18 protein-coding genes are annotated in these 16185 nt (G+C 61.1%); 17 read left to right on the top strand and 1 reads right to left on the bottom strand.

Annotated elements, in window-relative coordinates:
• Positions 1 to 247: 247 nt before the first annotated feature.
• From ACODT0_RS10930 to ACODT0_RS10900, 7 genes are all read left to right on the top strand, one after another.
• Positions 248 to 934, top strand: coding sequence for an SDR family NAD(P)-dependent oxidoreductase (locus ACODT0_RS10930; RefSeq protein WP_489041249.1), 687 nt, complete (start codon positions 248 to 250; stop codon positions 932 to 934).
• 87 nt (positions 935 to 1021) lie between these two features.
• Entirely contained in the window at positions 1022 to 1783 is a 762-nt protein-coding gene (locus ACODT0_RS10925) for an SDR family NAD(P)-dependent oxidoreductase (RefSeq protein WP_489041248.1), read from the top strand.
• Positions 1784 to 1842: 59 nt separating this feature from the next.
• The gene (locus ACODT0_RS10920; protein ID WP_489041247.1) at positions 1843 to 2856 is read left to right on the top strand and encodes a zinc-binding alcohol dehydrogenase family protein; all 1014 of its coding nucleotides are present in this window, start codon (positions 1843 to 1845) and stop codon (positions 2854 to 2856) included.
• A gap of 199 nt (positions 2857 to 3055) precedes the next feature.
• Positions 3056 to 3511 (top strand): YciI family protein, encoded by a 456-nt coding sequence (locus ACODT0_RS10915; RefSeq protein WP_489041246.1) that lies wholly within the window; start codon positions 3056 to 3058, stop codon positions 3509 to 3511.
• A gap of 313 nt (positions 3512 to 3824) precedes the next feature.
• Positions 3825 to 4295 carry a nuclear transport factor 2 family protein gene (locus ACODT0_RS10910; protein WP_489041245.1) on the top strand — a complete coding sequence of 157 codons (471 nt, stop codon included), beginning with the start codon at positions 3825 to 3827 and terminating at the stop codon, positions 4293 to 4295.
• A 40-nt stretch (positions 4296 to 4335) separates the two neighbouring features.
• Positions 4336 to 5580, top strand: coding sequence for an MFS transporter (locus ACODT0_RS10905; protein WP_489041244.1), 1245 nt, complete (start codon positions 4336 to 4338; stop codon positions 5578 to 5580).
• Positions 5581 to 5679: 99 nt separating this feature from the next.
• Positions 5680 to 6417: an IclR family transcriptional regulator gene (locus tag ACODT0_RS10900; protein WP_489041243.1), complete on the top strand. Its 738-nt coding sequence runs from the start codon at positions 5680 to 5682 to the stop codon at positions 6415 to 6417.
• Positions 6418 to 6452: 35 nt separating this feature from the next.
• Here the strand turns inward: ACODT0_RS10900 and ACODT0_RS10895 are convergent, their stop codons facing one another.
• The gene (locus ACODT0_RS10895; protein WP_489041242.1) at positions 6453 to 7391 is read right to left on the bottom strand and encodes an AraC family transcriptional regulator; all 939 of its coding nucleotides are present in this window, start codon (positions 7389 to 7391) and stop codon (positions 6453 to 6455) included.
• A 172-nt stretch (positions 7392 to 7563) separates the two neighbouring features.
• Between ACODT0_RS10895 and ACODT0_RS10890 the strand changes: the two genes are divergently transcribed.
• The 10 genes from ACODT0_RS10890 to ACODT0_RS10845 all read left to right on the top strand — a co-directional run bounded on the left by ACODT0_RS10890 (position 7564) and on the right by ACODT0_RS10845 (position 16181).
• Positions 7564 to 8613, top strand: coding sequence for an NAD(P)-dependent alcohol dehydrogenase (locus ACODT0_RS10890; protein ID WP_489041241.1), 1050 nt, complete (start codon positions 7564 to 7566; stop codon positions 8611 to 8613).
• A 30-nt stretch (positions 8614 to 8643) separates the two neighbouring features.
• Positions 8644 to 9669: an alpha/beta hydrolase gene (locus ACODT0_RS10885; protein ID WP_489041240.1), complete on the top strand. Its 1026-nt coding sequence runs from the start codon at positions 8644 to 8646 to the stop codon at positions 9667 to 9669.
• A gap of 154 nt (positions 9670 to 9823) precedes the next feature.
• Entirely contained in the window at positions 9824 to 10372 is a 549-nt protein-coding gene (locus ACODT0_RS10880) for a kinase inhibitor (RefSeq protein WP_489041239.1), read from the top strand.
• A 163-nt stretch (positions 10373 to 10535) separates the two neighbouring features.
• Positions 10536 to 11492 (top strand): LysR family transcriptional regulator, encoded by a 957-nt coding sequence (locus ACODT0_RS10875; protein ID WP_489041238.1) that lies wholly within the window; start codon positions 10536 to 10538, stop codon positions 11490 to 11492.
• Complete coding sequence (locus ACODT0_RS10870; RefSeq protein ID WP_293189506.1) at positions 11489 to 11767, top strand: EexN family lipoprotein; 279 nt, start codon at positions 11489 to 11491, stop codon at positions 11765 to 11767. Before ACODT0_RS10875 ends, ACODT0_RS10870 begins: the two co-directional genes overlap by 4 nt.
• Positions 11768 to 12003: 236 nt before the next feature.
• Positions 12004 to 14010: a conjugal transfer protein TraG gene (locus ACODT0_RS10865; protein WP_489041237.1), complete on the top strand. Its 2007-nt coding sequence runs from the start codon at positions 12004 to 12006 to the stop codon at positions 14008 to 14010.
• Positions 14007 to 14471 carry a CopG family transcriptional regulator gene (locus ACODT0_RS10860; protein WP_293189502.1) on the top strand — a complete coding sequence of 155 codons (465 nt, stop codon included), beginning with the start codon at positions 14007 to 14009 and terminating at the stop codon, positions 14469 to 14471. The genes ACODT0_RS10865 and ACODT0_RS10860 overlap by 4 nt, the downstream gene beginning before the upstream one ends.
• Positions 14468 to 15532, top strand: coding sequence for a P-type conjugative transfer ATPase TrbB (gene trbB / locus ACODT0_RS10855; RefSeq protein ID WP_489041236.1), 1065 nt, complete (start codon positions 14468 to 14470; stop codon positions 15530 to 15532). Before ACODT0_RS10860 ends, trbB begins: the two co-directional genes overlap by 4 nt.
• On the top strand, positions 15529 to 15912 hold the full coding sequence (locus ACODT0_RS10850) for a TrbC/VirB2 family type IV secretion system protein (RefSeq protein ID WP_033453502.1): 384 nt from the start codon (positions 15529 to 15531) through the stop codon (positions 15910 to 15912). The genes trbB and ACODT0_RS10850 overlap by 4 nt, the downstream gene beginning before the upstream one ends.
• Positions 15909 to 16181 (top strand): VirB3 family type IV secretion system protein, encoded by a 273-nt coding sequence (locus ACODT0_RS10845; protein WP_489041235.1) that lies wholly within the window; start codon positions 15909 to 15911, stop codon positions 16179 to 16181. The genes ACODT0_RS10850 and ACODT0_RS10845 overlap by 4 nt, the downstream gene beginning before the upstream one ends.
• Positions 16182 to 16185: the final 4 nt, after the last annotated feature.

The following is a 16185-nucleotide window of genomic DNA, read 5'->3' as shown; positions in this document are numbered from 1 at the left end:
AAGTGACGCCGGGTGCGGCGCGCGGGGACAGCATGGCTGCACGGCACGCCAGCCCAGGTTCTTGAACTGTCTCATCGCATCGCTCCATGATTCCACAATGTTGAATTATTTGATTGATATATATGACTTTGTTTGTCATTGTGGGATTTGTCGGTAGAATAGACCCCAGCAGTTCAGCAGCCGGCGCTATGTCAGTGCTCGCAGCGGCTGGCTCCTACCACCCATCTACTTCGACAAAGGAACAGATATGGCACGCATCATCCTCATCACCGGCGCCAATCGTGGGATCGGCCGCGAACTCGCCAAGCAGCTCGCAGCAGACGGCGACACCGTGCTGCTCGGCGCCCGCAACTTCGAGGGCTCCACCCAGGCCGCCGCAGAAATCGGCAGCAACGCGCACGCGGTTCAGCTCGACGTGTCGAACCAAGCGAGCGTGGACGCGGCTGCGAAGAAGATCGAAGCCGACTTTGGTCGTCTCGACGTACTGGTGAACAACGTGGGCGGCGTCTTCGACTACGCGCAACAGGCATCCACGGCCGACCTCGCGGTCGTCCAACAGGCCCTGGAAACCAACCTCTTTAGCGCCGTGCGCGTCACGCAAGCGATGCTGCCGCTGCTGCGTAAGGCGCAGGGCGCGCGCGTCGTCAACGTCTCCAGCGAGAAGGGTTCGATCGCCAGCATGACCGCAGGCGTCCCCGCCTACGGAACGTCGAAAGCGGCGCTGAACGCCTATACCCGCAACCTCGCTTCGGAACTGGCCGATCAGGGCATCACCGTCAACGCCGCCTGCCCCGGCTGGACGGCCACCGACCTCGGCGGCGAAGGCGGACGTCCTGTTTCCGAGGGCGCGGCCAGCATCAAGTACGTCGTCAATCTGCCCGCCGATGCCGGCACCAGCGGCTTCTATCAGGACGGCAAGAGCCTGGCTTGGTAATGACACCTTGAACCGCCCCGCGATGGCGGGGCGGTTCGGCCGTGCCGAGGCGCACGCACCGATCGACCCATCACTACAGGTTTATCCATGAGTTCACTTGCCGGAAAAGTCGCCCTTGTCACCGGGGCATCCAAAGGCATCGGGGCCACCATCGCCAAGGATCTCGCTGTCGCAGGCGCGAGCGTTGCCGTCAACTACGCCTCCAGCAAAGCAGCCGCGGATCAGGTCGTGGCCGTCATCGTGGCCGCTGGCGGCAAGGCCGTCGCCGTGCAGGGCGACGTTTCCATGCCAGAAGCGATTGATCGAGTGATTGGGGAAACGGTCGCAGCTTTCGGGCGGCTCGACATTCTGGTCAACAACGCCGGGGTGTTCGAGTTCAAGCCCCTGGAGGCCATCACGCCCGAGCATTTCCACCACCAGTTCGACATCAACGTACTGGGCTTGCTGCTGACCACGCAAAAGGCCGTGCCCCATCTGGAGGCCGCAGGCGGCGGCAGCGTGGTCAACATCAGTTCTTCGATCAGCCATGCCCCCGAGCCATACGGCTCGGTTTACAGCGCCAGCAAGGCGGCGGTCGATGCCATCACCCGCTCGCTGGCGAAAGAGCTTGGCCCGCGTGGGATTCGCGTGAACTCCATCAATCCCGGCATGGTGGAAACCGAAGGCTCGCGCAGCCTGGCCTTGGGCAATTCCGAGGTGCAGGCATTCCAGGCCCAGGTTGCCGCTTCCACGCCGCTCGGGCGCATCGCCCAGCCACAGGACATTGGGCCGGTGGTGGTCTTTCTCGCGTCCAAGGATTCGGGCTGGATCACCGGCAAATCGCTGCTCGTTGACGGCGGGCACTTCTGAATTCGCGCCGCAACTCGGGCCGCGCACCAACTTCTATCAACACAATCAAGGACAAAACCATGAAAGCTGTAGGCTTCAAGCAAAACGGGCCGATCGACCGCGAAGACGCCCTCATCGACATTACGCTCCCGAAACCCATCCCCACGGACCACGATCTGCTCGTCGAAATCGCGGCCACCGCCGTCAACCCGATCGACTACGAAATCCGCCGCAATGCCATGCCAGCCGACGGCGAAGTTCGCGTGCTGGGCTGGGACGCCGTTGGCACGGTCGTCGAGAAGGGTTCGCTCGTCCAGAGCTTCGAGATCGGTGACAGGGTTTACTACTGCGGCGCCATCCGTCGGCAGGGGTCGAACGCCGAATACAACCTGGTCGATGCACGCATCGCGGCCCAGGCGCCCGCATCCCTGTCCAATTCCGAGGCGGCTGCGCTGCCGCTGACCTCGCTCACCGCATGGGAAATGCTGTTCGAGCGCCTGGACGTGATGCGCCCCGTCCCCGGAGCGGCCCAGGCCGTGGTCATCATCGGCGGTGCCGGTGGCGTCGGCTCGATGGCGATCCAACTGCTGCGCGCCCGTACCGACCTGACGGTGATTGCCACCGCATCGCGCCCGGAAACCAAGGAGTGGTGCGAAAGCCTTGGTGCACACCATGTGGTGGATCACAGCCAACCGCTGGCCCCGCAGATCGAAGCCTTGGGGCTGGGTGCGCCTGGCTTCGTCTTCGCCACGGCCGGCTCCATCGAGTACCGCGACGACATTGTGAAATTCATGTCGCCCCAAGGACGCTACGGCTACATCGACAACCCCAAGGTGTTCGACGCCAACCCCTTCAAGTGGAAGTGCATTTCGATCCACCTTGAAGCGGTTTTCATGCGCTCGCTGATGCAGACCGTGGACATGAGCGTGCAAGGCGACATCCTGCGCGAAATCGCCAAGCTGATCGAGGCCGGGAAGATTCGCACCACGCTGACCGACACCTTCGGAACGATCAACGCGGCCAACCTCAAGCGCGCGCACCAACTGCTGGAAAGCGGCAAGGCACGCGGAAAGATCGTCCTTGAGGGCTTCTGATCGTGGTGTGCTCGGCCCTTCGACGAACTGGCGCCCCACGGGACGCAATTGAAGTACACGATTGCTGCTCACGTGCTTCCAATCAGGCAATAAATCGAGCGAATTGATCTATCGCTTCGCTTGTCAGTGTTCGGATCATATCCGGAGCGGAATAGATCCTTTATACGGTCGCGTTTACCTCATCGACGGAGATACTGGCATGAATATTCACACTGCCAAGGCGATTCACGCAGGCATATTTACCCGCCGGCGCGCAACTCTGACTCTGGCTCTTGCAGCGTTCGCGGCTTTCGGCGCGGTTGCCACCTTCGCGCCCGTCGCCGTTGCGCAGGACGTGGCCGCTGCGAAGGCTGGCGTTTTCGCGGTCATTTACGAACGCGGTTCCGCCTATCAAGGTAGCAAGAGCATTGCTGAGCAATCCAACATCAAGGAACACATCGCGTACGGCCAAACCCTCGGGCACAAGTTTCTGGCCGGTGGATTGCTCGGCACACTCACCGAGGACAAGGTGCTGGGCATGGTTGTGTTCGAAGCTGAGAATATCGAAGCGGCGAAACAATGGGTGAACCAGGATCCAGGCGTGAAAAGTGGCGTGCTAAGCGCAAGCGTACGCCACTGGCAAGTCACCAGTATCAAAGCCTACCAAGGAAAATAGCTGCTTGGCTTGTCTGCCTATAGCTGTACGCGCCTAGGTCGTCACAGGCGTAGGTTACTGTTCTCCAAGATGCGCGTTTCGCTGGAACACCATGCCGCCTGGTCTGCGGCATGACATCTATCAGAGCATCAGAAGCTGCCTGGCGATCGCTTTGTCGCGCTGATCGAATGCGACCTGCGGCCAAAGTTTATATCTGCCAATTGCCCTTGCAATCAGGCAAGAAAATCAAGCGATTTGATCTGTCACTTCGCTCGTAGATTTCTGGAACATATGCAGCCTGAGGTCCGCATGGCTGTGACATAAGAGCGCCGCGGTGAACGCGTCGCTGCGCCGAAATCAATGTTTGAAAAGAGACACCACTACGATGATTTCTCGTGAAGACCGCCGCGAAGCTGAAAATCAGATTGCGCGTCTGATCCATACCTATTGCTACCGGCTCGATGCAGGTGACTTGGAAGCAGTGGCCGCGTTCTTCGACGATGCGGCCTGGCATATTTCCCCGACCGTGGCTTGCCACGGGGCTGCGGAAAAACTCGCGTGGCTACGCCAGAACGCTCCAGCGCACGAGGCCTATCTCGGTCCGCAGCACTTGATTGGCAACATCCTCATTGACGTGGCCGACAGCGGGCAGACGGCGGGCGGCATGTCGTATTTCATCGTGTCGCATCTGGCGGAAGGCTCGGCGGTTCAGTTGGCTGCGCGAGGACGCTACGAGGATCGCTTTGCTGTCCGCAACGGGCAATGGCATTTCGTGGAGCGGCACGTCCACATAGACGGCCGGTGAAGCCAATAAATCTTGAGCTCTATAGGAAATAAGTACACACATGGCTGAGGCATCTATCTCTCCGTCCGCGTCAGGCTCATCTACAACGGCGCACCTGCCGCTGGCCGTCTATGTTCTGACAGTAGGCACGTTTCTCATGGGAACGTCCGAGTTCATCGTCGCCGGCTTGTTGCCCGAGATCGCTGCCGACTACAACGTGTCGGTCGCTCAGGTAGGCATGGCGATTACGCTGTTTGCCATCGGAATGATCTTCGGCGCCCCAGCGGTGGCGTTGTTCACCTTGCGGATGCCGAAGCGGATCACACTGATGCTCTCCCTCGTCGTATTCGCGATAGGGCATTTGATTGCAGCGTTCACGACAGACTTCACGGTACTGCTTGTCAGTCGCGTGGTCAGCGCTGTTGCTACGAGTTCGTTCTGGACCGTCGCCGCTGTTGTTTCATCCAAGGCTGCGGGCTCCACTGCTAGTGGAAGGGCGTTAGGCATCGTGATCGGTGGCGGCATGCTTGCTAACGTCTTGGGCGTACCTCTCGGCTCGATCGCCGGGCAGATCGCTGGGTGGCGGGGTCCGTTTTGGGCACTCGCGATCATTGCCGTCGTCCTTGCCATCGCTATCATCAAACTCGTTCCCGCAGAGGTGCCGGGGCGGACGATCCCGCGAATCCGCGACGAATTCGAAGGACTGCGCTCGATTCGGCTATGGCTCTCGCTGCTGGGGTGTGTCACCGTCAACGCTGGCGCGCTCTCTGTCTACAGCTTTATCGCTCCTTTGCTGACCGAGCACACGGGTCTGGCAAGCCAGTTCATCCCCATCGCACTGGCCCTGTTCGGTGTGGCCTCGTTGATCGGGTCGATCTTCGGCGGCCGGATTGGCGACCGCCATCCGCACACGATGCCGATGTTCACTGCCGGCATCTCGGCGCTTGCCTCGGCAGGCCTGCTCGCATTTTCATCGATCCCCGCCGCAGCACTGATCATGTTCACGTTGCTAGGCTTGGTTGGTCTGGCAGCAAACCCGGTGCTTACCAGCCTGGCCGTCGGCTACGGCGGCAATTCCCCTACTCTGGCATCGTCGATGGTGGTGTCCTTCTTCAATGTGGGCACCGCCTTGGGCACTTGGATTACCGGCATGCTTATCGAAACGCAGCTTGGCGTGCTCGCCCCTCCGCTGGTGGGTGTCATTTTCGGCGTGCTCACATTCGTGCCGGTGGTGATAGTTGCCGTGCTGGAACGCCGCCGTCCGATTCTGCGCAACACGTTCATGGCTCCCGACGAAGTCATCTAAAGAGCATTCCTGTCTTTGGTGTCAGCGGCTGCCAGGCACCCACGTCGCGTCCCATATTGCTGTTGCTTCTGGTGATGTACGTTAGCATAATTCAGCATTATGGAATCAACGACATCGTCCGGCCGCATAATTCAGTCAGTACAGCGGGCCTTCGACCTGCTGGAGTGCATTGCCAGGCAACCGGAGGGCGTGCGATTGAGCGAACTCGCGGATGGCATCGGTCTTAACCGCAGCACTGCTCATAATCTGCTCGCATCCCTTGAAGAACTCGGATACATCACGCAGGACAAGAAGGGCGCGGCTTATCGCCTGACCGGAAAACTCATTGGACTCCTGCGGCCGGATGCAGAGGTCGAGTACGCGTTGCGCGCCCGCATTCGGCCCGTCCTGCAGGCCGTAAGCGCTGCATCCGGCGAGTCGGCGTTTTTAGGCTTGGTCAGCGGCAGCGACTACGTGTGCGTGGATGCCGTGCAGTCGGACAAGCCGCTGCACCTGGCCGTCAAACCCGGAGAGCGAACCGCGCTGCTCGGGCAGGCGCTCGGCCATGCGCTGCTGGCGGCCGACACCGACCTTGCTCATTCCATCCGTGGCCACGATCCTGCCGGATGGAAACACCATGCCAAGGAGATCGACGGAGCGCAGCGCAGAGGATTCGCACTCGACTTGGACAGCGAGAACGCGGGAATCTCTTGCGTCGCGGTCGCGGTCACTCCACGCGCCGCCATCGCCATAGCAGGGCCGACGAACCGCTTGCCGGAATTGCGTCTGATCGAGATCGCCCGGCAAATCCGTGAGGAACTGGACAAGGTGCGCCCGATGGGACAAGGCTGGTTCTAAGTCCGGCATACCCCACGGCCTGCCACAACCAAAGGCTAAGAGGCTCTGCCGTTGCGCTTGGTTGGGCTAGGCGGGTCCATTGCACGTAACGCCGCAATATCGCGTTTTGGCGGCGCTCCAAACAAGCGGCTGTACTCGCGGCTGAACTGCGAAGGGCTTTCGTAGCCCACCTTAAACGCGGCACTTGCACCATCCATGTGCTCATTCAGCATCAATCGTTTCGCCTCGTTCAATCGCAGCCACTTCTGGTATTGCAATGGACTCATCGCGGTCAGATGGCGAAAGTGATGATGAAAGGTCGGCGTGCTCATCTGCACGCGGGCAGCGAGCTCTTCAACGCTGAACGGTTCGGCATAGTGCAGTTTCAGCCAGTCGATGGCTTTTGCGATGCGATGACCTTGGCCGTCGATAGACACCACCTGACGCAAGAGAGAAGCCTGATCACTTGTCAGTAGCCGGTAGTGGATTTCGCGTTGGATGAGCGGCGCAAGCGCGGGGATCGCCTCGGGCTCTTCCAACAACGCTAAAAGGCGAGCAAGCGGTGCCAAGAGGCTCGGCGTAGCTTCGCCGATACCGAACCCTGTGCCATTGGGCCGATCGCGACGGGTCGGCAGATGACCTTGAGCGATCAACTCGGCCACGGTTCGCAAGTCGATTTTCAAAGTCAATCCAAGACACGGTCTATCCGGACTGGCGTCCATGACCTCGGAATGCGCGGGGACATCCAATGAAGTGAGCAGGAAACGAGAGGTGTTGTAGTGATAAGCCTCGCCGCCCACCCACATTCGTTTCTCTCCCTGGGCCACCAAGACGATGCTGGGCTCGACCATGCAAATGGACGGCGATGACGGCAAGTCGCGACGAAAGAAAGTAAGGCCACTGATCGGCGTTGCCACATCGCCCGTTGCAACGGTGGCGTAAGCGCCAATGGCCGTCGCCAGCGTTGCAACGATGGATTGGTGTTGAGCTGTCATTTGCGATTCGTTGCCATAGCTGTTGTGGGCCAGTCTACCGAATGGATGCCCTTCCTGCCACTTAAAACCATTGATATCCATACTAATAGGCAAGAAAACCAGCGAATTGCTCTATCGGTTGCATGGGGTGTAAGGCGAAGATGCCCTCTATCGCAAGAAAGAAGGAATCCCCATGCTGATTCAAGCCTATGGCGCCCATGCAGGTGACAAACCCTTGGAGCCGCTGCAAATAGACCGCCGCTCGCCTGGCGCGCACGACGTGCAGATCGACATTGCCTTTTGCGGTGTCTGCCATTCAGATCTGCACCAGGTGCGCGCTGAATGGGCAGGCACCCAGTTCCCCTGCGTGCCGGGCCACGAGATCGTCGGACGCGTGACGGCTGTCGGCGCGCATGTATCCGATTTCAGCATCGGCGATCTCGTTGGTGTCGGCTGCATCGTCGATAGCTGCAGGCATTGCAATGACTGTGACGCCGGTCTGGAAAATTACTGCGACGGACTGATCGGCACCTACAACTTCCCGACCCCGGACGCACCCGGTCATACCCTAGGGGGTTATTCGCAGCAAATCGTCGTCCATGAGCACTACGTGCTGCGTATCCGTCATTCCGAAGAACAACTGGCAGCAGTGGCCCCGCTGTTGTGCGCAGGTATCACCACGTATTCGCCGCTGCGTCACTGGAAGGCGGGGCCTGGCAAGAAGGTCGGCGTCGTGGGCATCGGTGGTCTGGGACACATGGGCATCAAGCTGGCTCATGCGATGGGCGCTCACGTCGTGGCAGTGACCACGTCCGAATCCAAACGCGAAGAAGCCAAAGCACTGGGTGCCAACGAGGTCGTGGTTTCCCGCAACGCAGATGAGATGGCCTCGCATGCCAAAAGTTTCGATCTGATCCTGAATACGGTGGCGGCGCCGCACGATCTCGATGCACTGCTGGTGCTACTCAAACGCGACGGCACGATGGTCCTGGTGGGCGCTCCGGCGACGCCGCATCCGTCGCCCAATGTGTTCAACCTGATCATGAAGCGTCGCTCCATCAGCGGCTCAATGATTGGCGGCATTCCGGAAACGCAGGAGATGCTGGATTTCTGTGCAAAGCACGGCATCGTCGCCGACATCGAAATGATCCGCGCCGATGAAATCAACAATGCCTACGAACGGATGTTGAAAGGAGACGTCAAGTACCGCTTCGTAATCGACAACGCCACACTTTCCGCCTGAATCTTCGGGCTAATTTCTGAGGACATATGTATGAGGAAGATCATTCTTATGCTGGCCATACTGGCCAGCTCATTCACCGCTATGGGGCAAGACATGTCCTATGGTGCGGACAACTTTTACAAGAGTGACAAGGTGACCGTCGAGAAAGTCACATTCAAAAATCAATACCAGATGGATATCGTGGCCAATCTGTTTGTGCCGAATGGTCTCGATCGCAGCAAGAAATATCCAGCCATTATCGTGGGCCATCCCAACGGCGCAGTGAAGGAACAAAGCGCGAATCTGTATGCGCAGAAGCTTGCCGAGCAAGGATTCGTGACATTGGCACCTGATCTGTCGTTCTGGGGCGAAAGTTCGGGTACGCGCAATGCGGTTTCGTCGGACATCTACACCGAAGTTTTCATGGCCTCGACGGATTTTATGGGCACGCGGTCATTCATCGACAGGAACCGGATCGGTATTCTGGGCATCTGCGGCAGCGGCGGCTATGCCATCAGTGCGGCCAAGATCGACCCTCGCTTGAAGGCGATCGCCACGGTCAGCATGTACGACATGGGTAGCGTAACCCGCAACGGCCTCAATTACTCTCAATCGCTTGAGCAGCGCAAGCAATTCATAGCCGCAGCCGCGGAACAGCGCTACGTGGAGTTCCTGGGCGGCAAGAAGAAGTATTCCGACGGCATGCTCGAAACGCTGCGCCCGGACGCTGGCGCGATCGAGCGCGAGTTCTTCGACTTCTATCGCACCAAGCGCGGCGCATACGTCCCGAAGGGTTCTTCGCTGTATCTCACGACCAATCGCCCGATCACCGCGGAAGTGAAGCAAATGAACTTCTACCCGTTCAACGACATCGAGACGATCTCACCCCGTCCGATGCTGTTTATCACGGGGTCCGAAGCGCACTCCCGAGAGTTCAGCGAAGACGCTTACAAGCTGGCTGGCCAACCCAAGGAGCTGGTCGTCATTCCGAACGCCGGGCATGTTGATCTCTACGATCGCACTGACCTTATTCCGTTCGCCAAGCTGACGGACTTTTTCCAGAAGAATCTGAAGTAAGCAGAGTCGCAACGGTCCGTAACGTCATCAGCCTTCGCGAGGCACCGTTTGCTGTGCCTCGCATTGCTCGCACCGATTGGAACGTTTTCGAGCGTGGCGGGCCTCTTTAAATGTTGCTCGCCGCGATGTTCACTCCTTATCGAGTCATTACTACATGAACAAATTTATCCTTGGCGCCGCTCTTTCATTGGTTTCCTTGGCCTCGCAGGCGCAGGAGTTCAAGCTCACAAGCAGCGATATCAAACATGGCGAGCAGGTGAAGAATGCCCATGTACAGAATGGTTCCGGCTGCTTTGGGGCGGACATCTCGCCAGCGCTTTCCTGGTCTGGAGAGCCGGAGTCAACCAAAAGCTTTGCTGTCACCATGTACGACCCCGATGCCCCGACAGGCAGTGGCTGGTGGCATTGGACGATCGTGAATATCCCCAAGGACGTTCACAGTCTGCCAGCGGACACGGGCAACAGGAATGGATCGAAGCTGCCTTCGGGAGCCGTACAGGGAAGAACGGATTTTGGCAACCCAGGTTATGGTGGTCCGTGCCCGCCGGTCGGGGACAAAACCCATCACTATCACTTCAAAGTTTGGGCTCTCAAGGTCGAACGATTGCCGATTGATGGTGAGTCGAGCGGCGCTGTGGTTGGCTACATGCTCAAAATGAACAGCGCTGCGACTGCGGAACTGGTTCCTACTTCAACACGATAGATCCGGCTTCTAAGTTTATGATTTTTCATCGGGACATAGCAGCAGCCTCGTCTAAAAATCATCGGCTCCTGTAACGCTGGTGGTACCCGTTCAACGATATCAAGACGACTTTAATTAGATCTACTCTGAGCATTAGGCAGCACAAAAAAAATGGAGGTGGTCGATGGAACTGCGCCATCTACGCTACTTCTTGGCGGTAGCCGAGGAACTCCACTTCGCCCGCGCCGCCGAGAAACTGCACATCGAGCAATCGCCGCTGTCGCGGGCCATCAAGGAGCTGGAAGAGGAGCTGGGCGTGGTGCTGCTGGCTCGCACTACGCGCAGCACGCGACTGACCCGCGCCGGCAAACTATTTTTGGAGCATGCACACCGCGTTCTTGCCGCCTTGGATCAAGCGCGGGACAGTGTGAAATCAGCAGCCAACGGATTTCATGGACAGTTGCGTATAGCTTTATCAGACGGCTTCACGCCATCGCGCTTGCCAGCTTTATTGGCGCTATGCCGCCAAGAGGAACCCGAGGTTGAGCTTCGCTTCTTTGAGGTGCCCCTGTCGCAGCAGCTCAAGGGGTTGCATGACGACCTGTACGACGTTGGGTTTGCGCAATCTGACGAGGTAGGCGACGGCATCGTTGCGCTGCCTGTCTGGAGCGATGTGCTCATGGTGGCGGTGCCGGCACGGCATCCATTGCTGACCCACAGGCGGATTCCGCTGGATGAACTGCTGCGCTATCCGCTGGTCTTGTGCGATCCGCAAGCCTGCGAAGGCCATGCCAAGTACGTTGATCGAGTGCTGCGCCGCTCCGACATGGAGCCTCTCATTGCCGAACGCAGCGCCTCTTGCGACCTCATGATGGCGCTTGTATCGGCTGGCTTCGCGCTTGGGCTGGCGGGTGCAGCGCACATCGCCGCCAGTCGTGAACAAGGCATAGTGGCACGGCCACTCGCATCGACTGTGCCGCCACTGACGACGTTCCTGCTGCGCCCCGAAGGTGAGCCATCCGATGTATTGGAGCGATTCATCGAGCGGGTGCAGTCGATGGACTCACCAGAATCCCCCAAGCCCATCGCGGGCCTCGATCCTGATCCTGATCCTGATCCTACGGAGGAACCTGCACCATGAAGAAGATCATTCCCTTCTTGCTGGTGGCCGCGTTGACTGCCTGCGGCCAGTCGGAAACGCCTCAGAAGGCCAGCACCTCCGAAGCGAATATTCCAACAGTAGAAGAACTGGCGTCCAACCCCGAACGGCTTAAAGAACTGCGCCAGCAATGCAAGACGGATCGCGCCAAGCTGGGCGATGTACTGTGCAACCGGGTGGCCGAGGCTACGCGCAAGCGGTTCTATGGCGACGGCGATACCCCCTACACCCCGCCGAAAGAGTCCCCCAAGTTCTGATCGTTGGTGGTTCGCTGCATCACCTTCAAGTTCCCGTTCTACACGCCGCAATGCGCCTGCGCTTGCGGCGTTTTTATTTGGCTCTCTACCGCACTCATTCTGTCTTTTTGCTCGACCTTTCTGCTTGAAACGGTCTTTGACCGGCACTGACCCGGCACCGATCCTGACGCCTGCGGCACGTCCTTGTGTCGCTTCTTCCATCAGGAATCAGCGCAGGAGAAATCGGAGGCCAGGTCATGCAAGGGACGAACGTGCTGTTCGGTCAGATCGCCGTGGTATTCGGCATCGTGATCACCGGCGTGTGGGGCGCCACACAATGGACAGCAGCCGCCCTCGGCTATCAGCTACGCCTTGGCTCGCCCTGGTTCGATTTTCTTGGCACGCCGATTTACCACCCGTGGAAGCTGTTCGAGTGGTGGTTCTTCTTCGATGCCTATGCGCCGCGCGTGTTCGACACCGGCGGCGCCATCGCGGGGGGCAGCGGCTTGCTGGCGGTGGTGGTCGCCATTGGCATGTCGATCTGGCGCTCGCGGCAATCGCGCCTCGTCACGACCTACGGCTCGGCCCGCTGGGCGAACGCGCAGGACATTCGCAAGGCGGGCCTCACACAGCCGGCCGGCGTGTTCCTTGGCAAGCACGACAGCCAGTACCTTCGACATGAAGGGCCAGAGCATGTCCTGACGTTCGCGCCCACGCGCTCGGGCAAGGGCGTGGGCCTGGTGGTGCCCACCTTGTTGAGCTGGCCCGCATCCGCCGTCATCCACGACATCAAGGGCGAGAACTGGAGCATCACGGCAGGCTGGCGCTCGCGCTTCTCGCATTGCCTGCTGTTCAACCCGACGGATGCGAGGTCGGCCGCATACAACCCGCTGCTTGAGGTACGGCGCGGCGCGCACGAAGTGCGTGACGTTCAGAACATCGCGGACATCCTGGTCGATCCCGAAGGCGCGCTGGAGAAGCGTAACCATTGGGAAAAGACCAGCCACGCGCTGCTGGTCGGCGCCATCCTGCACGTCCTCTACGCGGGCGAGGACAAGACGCTGCGCGGCGTCGCCAACTTCCTCTCCGACCCGGCCAGCCCTTTCGAGCTGACCTTGCACCGGATGATGACCACGCCACATTTGGGCGCGGAGCCTCATCCGGTGGTGGCGTCCGCAGCGCGCGAGGTGCTCAACAAATCGGACAACGAGCGCTCCGGTGTGTTGTCCACGGCCATGTCGTTCCTCGGCCTGTACCGCGACCCTACGGTGGCCGAAGTCACGTCGCGCTGCGACTGGCGCATCGCCGACCTGATCGCCGCCGAGCATCCGGTGTCGCTGTATCTGGTGGTGCCGCCTTCGGACATTTCGCGGACGAAGCCGCTCATTCGCCTGATCCTCAACCAGATCGGGCGGCGCCTCACGGAATCGCTTGACGGCTCCGACGGCATCGAGCGCCGCCACAAGCTGCTGCTGATGCTCGACGAGTTTCCGGCGCTGGGGCGCCTGGACTTCTTCGAGACGGCGCTGGCGTTCATGGCGGGCTACGGTATACGCAGCTTCCTGATTGCGCAGTCGCTCAACCAGATCGACAAGGCGTATGGGCAGAACCATTCGATTCTGGACAACTGCCATGTGCGCGTGACGTTTGCGACGAACGACGAACGCACGGCCAAACGGATCTCCGAGACGCTGGGCACAGCCACCGAGCTGCGCGCCCAGCGCAACTACGCGGGGCACCGGCTCGCGCCGTGGCTCGGGCACCTGATGGTGTCGCGCCAGGAAACGGCACGGCCGTTGCTGACACCTGGTGAAGTCATGCAGCTTCCGCCCGACGAGGCCGTGGTGATGGTCTCCAGCGTGGCGCCGATCAAGGCCAAGAAGCTGCGCTACTACTCGGACGCCAATTTCAAGCGCCGCGTGCTGCCGCCGCCCGCGCTGGCGGACGGCCAGTACGCCGACGCGGCGCCGCTGCGCCCCGACGACTGGAGCGGGCTGGCGATTCCGCCAACACCTGCCGCACCGGCCACCGCATCCGCTGATGACCTGGGGAGCTTGGCTGCCGACGACGGCGGCCCGCGCCGTCAGCCCGAACTCTCCGAAACCTTCACCTACGACCCAGAGCTGGCCGCGACTGCCGCCGACCTCGCGCTGCTCGATGACGACGACGACCTGCCGCCTCCCCTTCCTCGCCAGCTTGATCCGGCCATGCAGCGCACGGCCCGGCTGGCATCGCTGAACCCCAACGACGGAATCGAGCTATGAGCCACTACCGCCTGAACCTCTTTATCCAGCCCGAGCACGCCAAGCGGCTCGACGAGCTGGCCGCCAAGAAAGGCGTCTCAAAGTCCAGCATCGTCGCGGCGGCACTCGCATCCTGGCTGTCGCCCGACGCGGCCGACCAGCGCGAAGCGGCGATTGCCAAGCGGTTGGATCGCCTGTCGCGCCATGCCGAGCGCATGGAGCGCGACCAGAACATCGCCATCGAGACGCTGGCACTGTTTGTTCGCTACTACCTGACCGTGAGCACGCCAGTCCCCGAGGCGCACCAGGACGCGGCTCGCGCCCAGGGCAAAGCGCGCTTCGAGCAATTCATTGAACAGTTGGGCCGCCACCTGCTGCGGGGCCGGAGCCTGGTGCGCGACGTGGTGGAGGAACTGCATCCCGACCCAATGCGGATGGAAGACGCGGCGGCCGCCGCACAAACGCAGGAGCGTGCGTCATGAGCGCCGTTCCGCAGTCCATGAGCGCCACATCGTTCGATCGCCGCATCCAGATGCTGCGCACGGCGATGGGGCCGCTGATCGCCGCCGCGCTCGAAGACCCGGACGTGGTGGAAATCATGCTCAACCCGGATCGAACCTTGTGGATCGACCGGCTTTCATCGGGCCGCGCGCCGATGGGCGTGGAGCTGTCCGAAGCGGACGGCGAGCGAATCATCCGCCTCGTGGCCGCCCATGTCGGCGCGGAGGTGCATCGCGGCCAGCCGCTGCTGTCCGCCGAGCTGCCCGAAACCGGCGAACGCTTTGAGGGCATCTTGCCGCCCGCCGCACCAGGGCCGGCCTTCGCGCTGCGCAAGCGCGCCGTGGGCGTGATCCCGCTGTCGCGCTACATCGAAGACGGAATGATGACCGCCGAGCAGGCGGGCTTTCTGGTGCGTGCCGTGCGCGAGCGCCAGAACGTCCTGATCGCCGGAGCCACCAGTAGCGGCAAGACGACCTTGGCCAATGCGCTGCTGGCCGAAATCGCCGCCACGGGCGACCGCGTGCTGGTGCTCGAAGACACGGTGGAACTGCAATGCGCGGCCCGCGACCACGTGCCGCTGCGCACGCGGGCCGGCGTGGTGTCCATGACGGAGTTGGTGCGTTCGTCCATGCGCCTGCGCCCGGATCGCGTCGTCGTCGGCGAAGTGCGCGGCGCCGAAGCACTGGATCTCATCAAGGTGTGGGGCACGGGCCATCCTGGCGGCATCGCCACCATCCACGCCGGCTCCGCACTGGGCGCGCTGCTGCGCCTGGAGCAATTGATTCTCGAAGTGGCGGTGAACCCGCCCCGTGCGCTGATCGCCGAGGCGGTCAACGTGGTGATCCACATCGCCGGGCGCGGGCGCAAGCGCCACATTGAGAGCATCGCTCGCGTCGTCGGCTTCGACGGCGTGGGCTACCGGCTGGTGGATTGGGAGGCGGACGCGCTGGAAACGCCGTTTCCCGAGTTGCAGCCGATCCCGGATGCCGCACCTGCTGCGGCGACTTTCCTGTCCCCTGACCAACCTGGAGAACTGCCATGACGCAGATGACCATTCCTGCTTTCCGTTTTTCTGCAAATCCGGCTTTGCGCCTTGCACGGCTGCGCAGCCTGGCCCGCCCTGCGGGGCAAGGACTGCTGCTGGCCGCGCTGCTGCTGTTCCTCGCCGGAACGGCGCAGGCCGCTGGTTCCTCGATGCCTTGGGAAGGCCCGCTGCAATCCATCCTCGAATCCATCCAGGGGCCGGTCGCACGAATCGTCGCGGTCATCATCATCATCGCCACGGGCCTCGCACTGGCCTTCGGCGACACGTCGGGCGGCTTTCGCAAGCTGATCCAGATCGTGTTTGGCCTGTCCATCGCGTTCGCGGCTTCCAGCTTCTTCCTGTCGTTCTTCAGCTTCTCCGGCGGGGCTGTCGTATGAGCGGCCCGGATACCTTCGCGGCAGGGTTCGAGGTGCCTTTGCATCGCTCGCTGACCGAGCCGATTCTGTTGGGCGGTGCGCCGCGCACCGTGGCGATCGCCAACGGCACGCTGGCCGCCGCTGTCGGCCTGGGCCTGCAACTGTGGATTCCCGGCGTTGTGCTCTGGATCGTCGGCCATTCGCTGGCGGTCTGGGGGGCGCGTGTCGATCCGCAGTTCATGGCCGTGTTCGCTCGGCACATCAAGCACAAGCCACTTCTGGACGTGTGAGGTG

It is taken from the genome of Variovorax sp. FG153 (assembly GCF_057809595.1).
The sequence above is the reverse complement of the archived record's forward strand: the minus strand, read 5'-3'. Positions and strand labels throughout refer to the sequence as shown.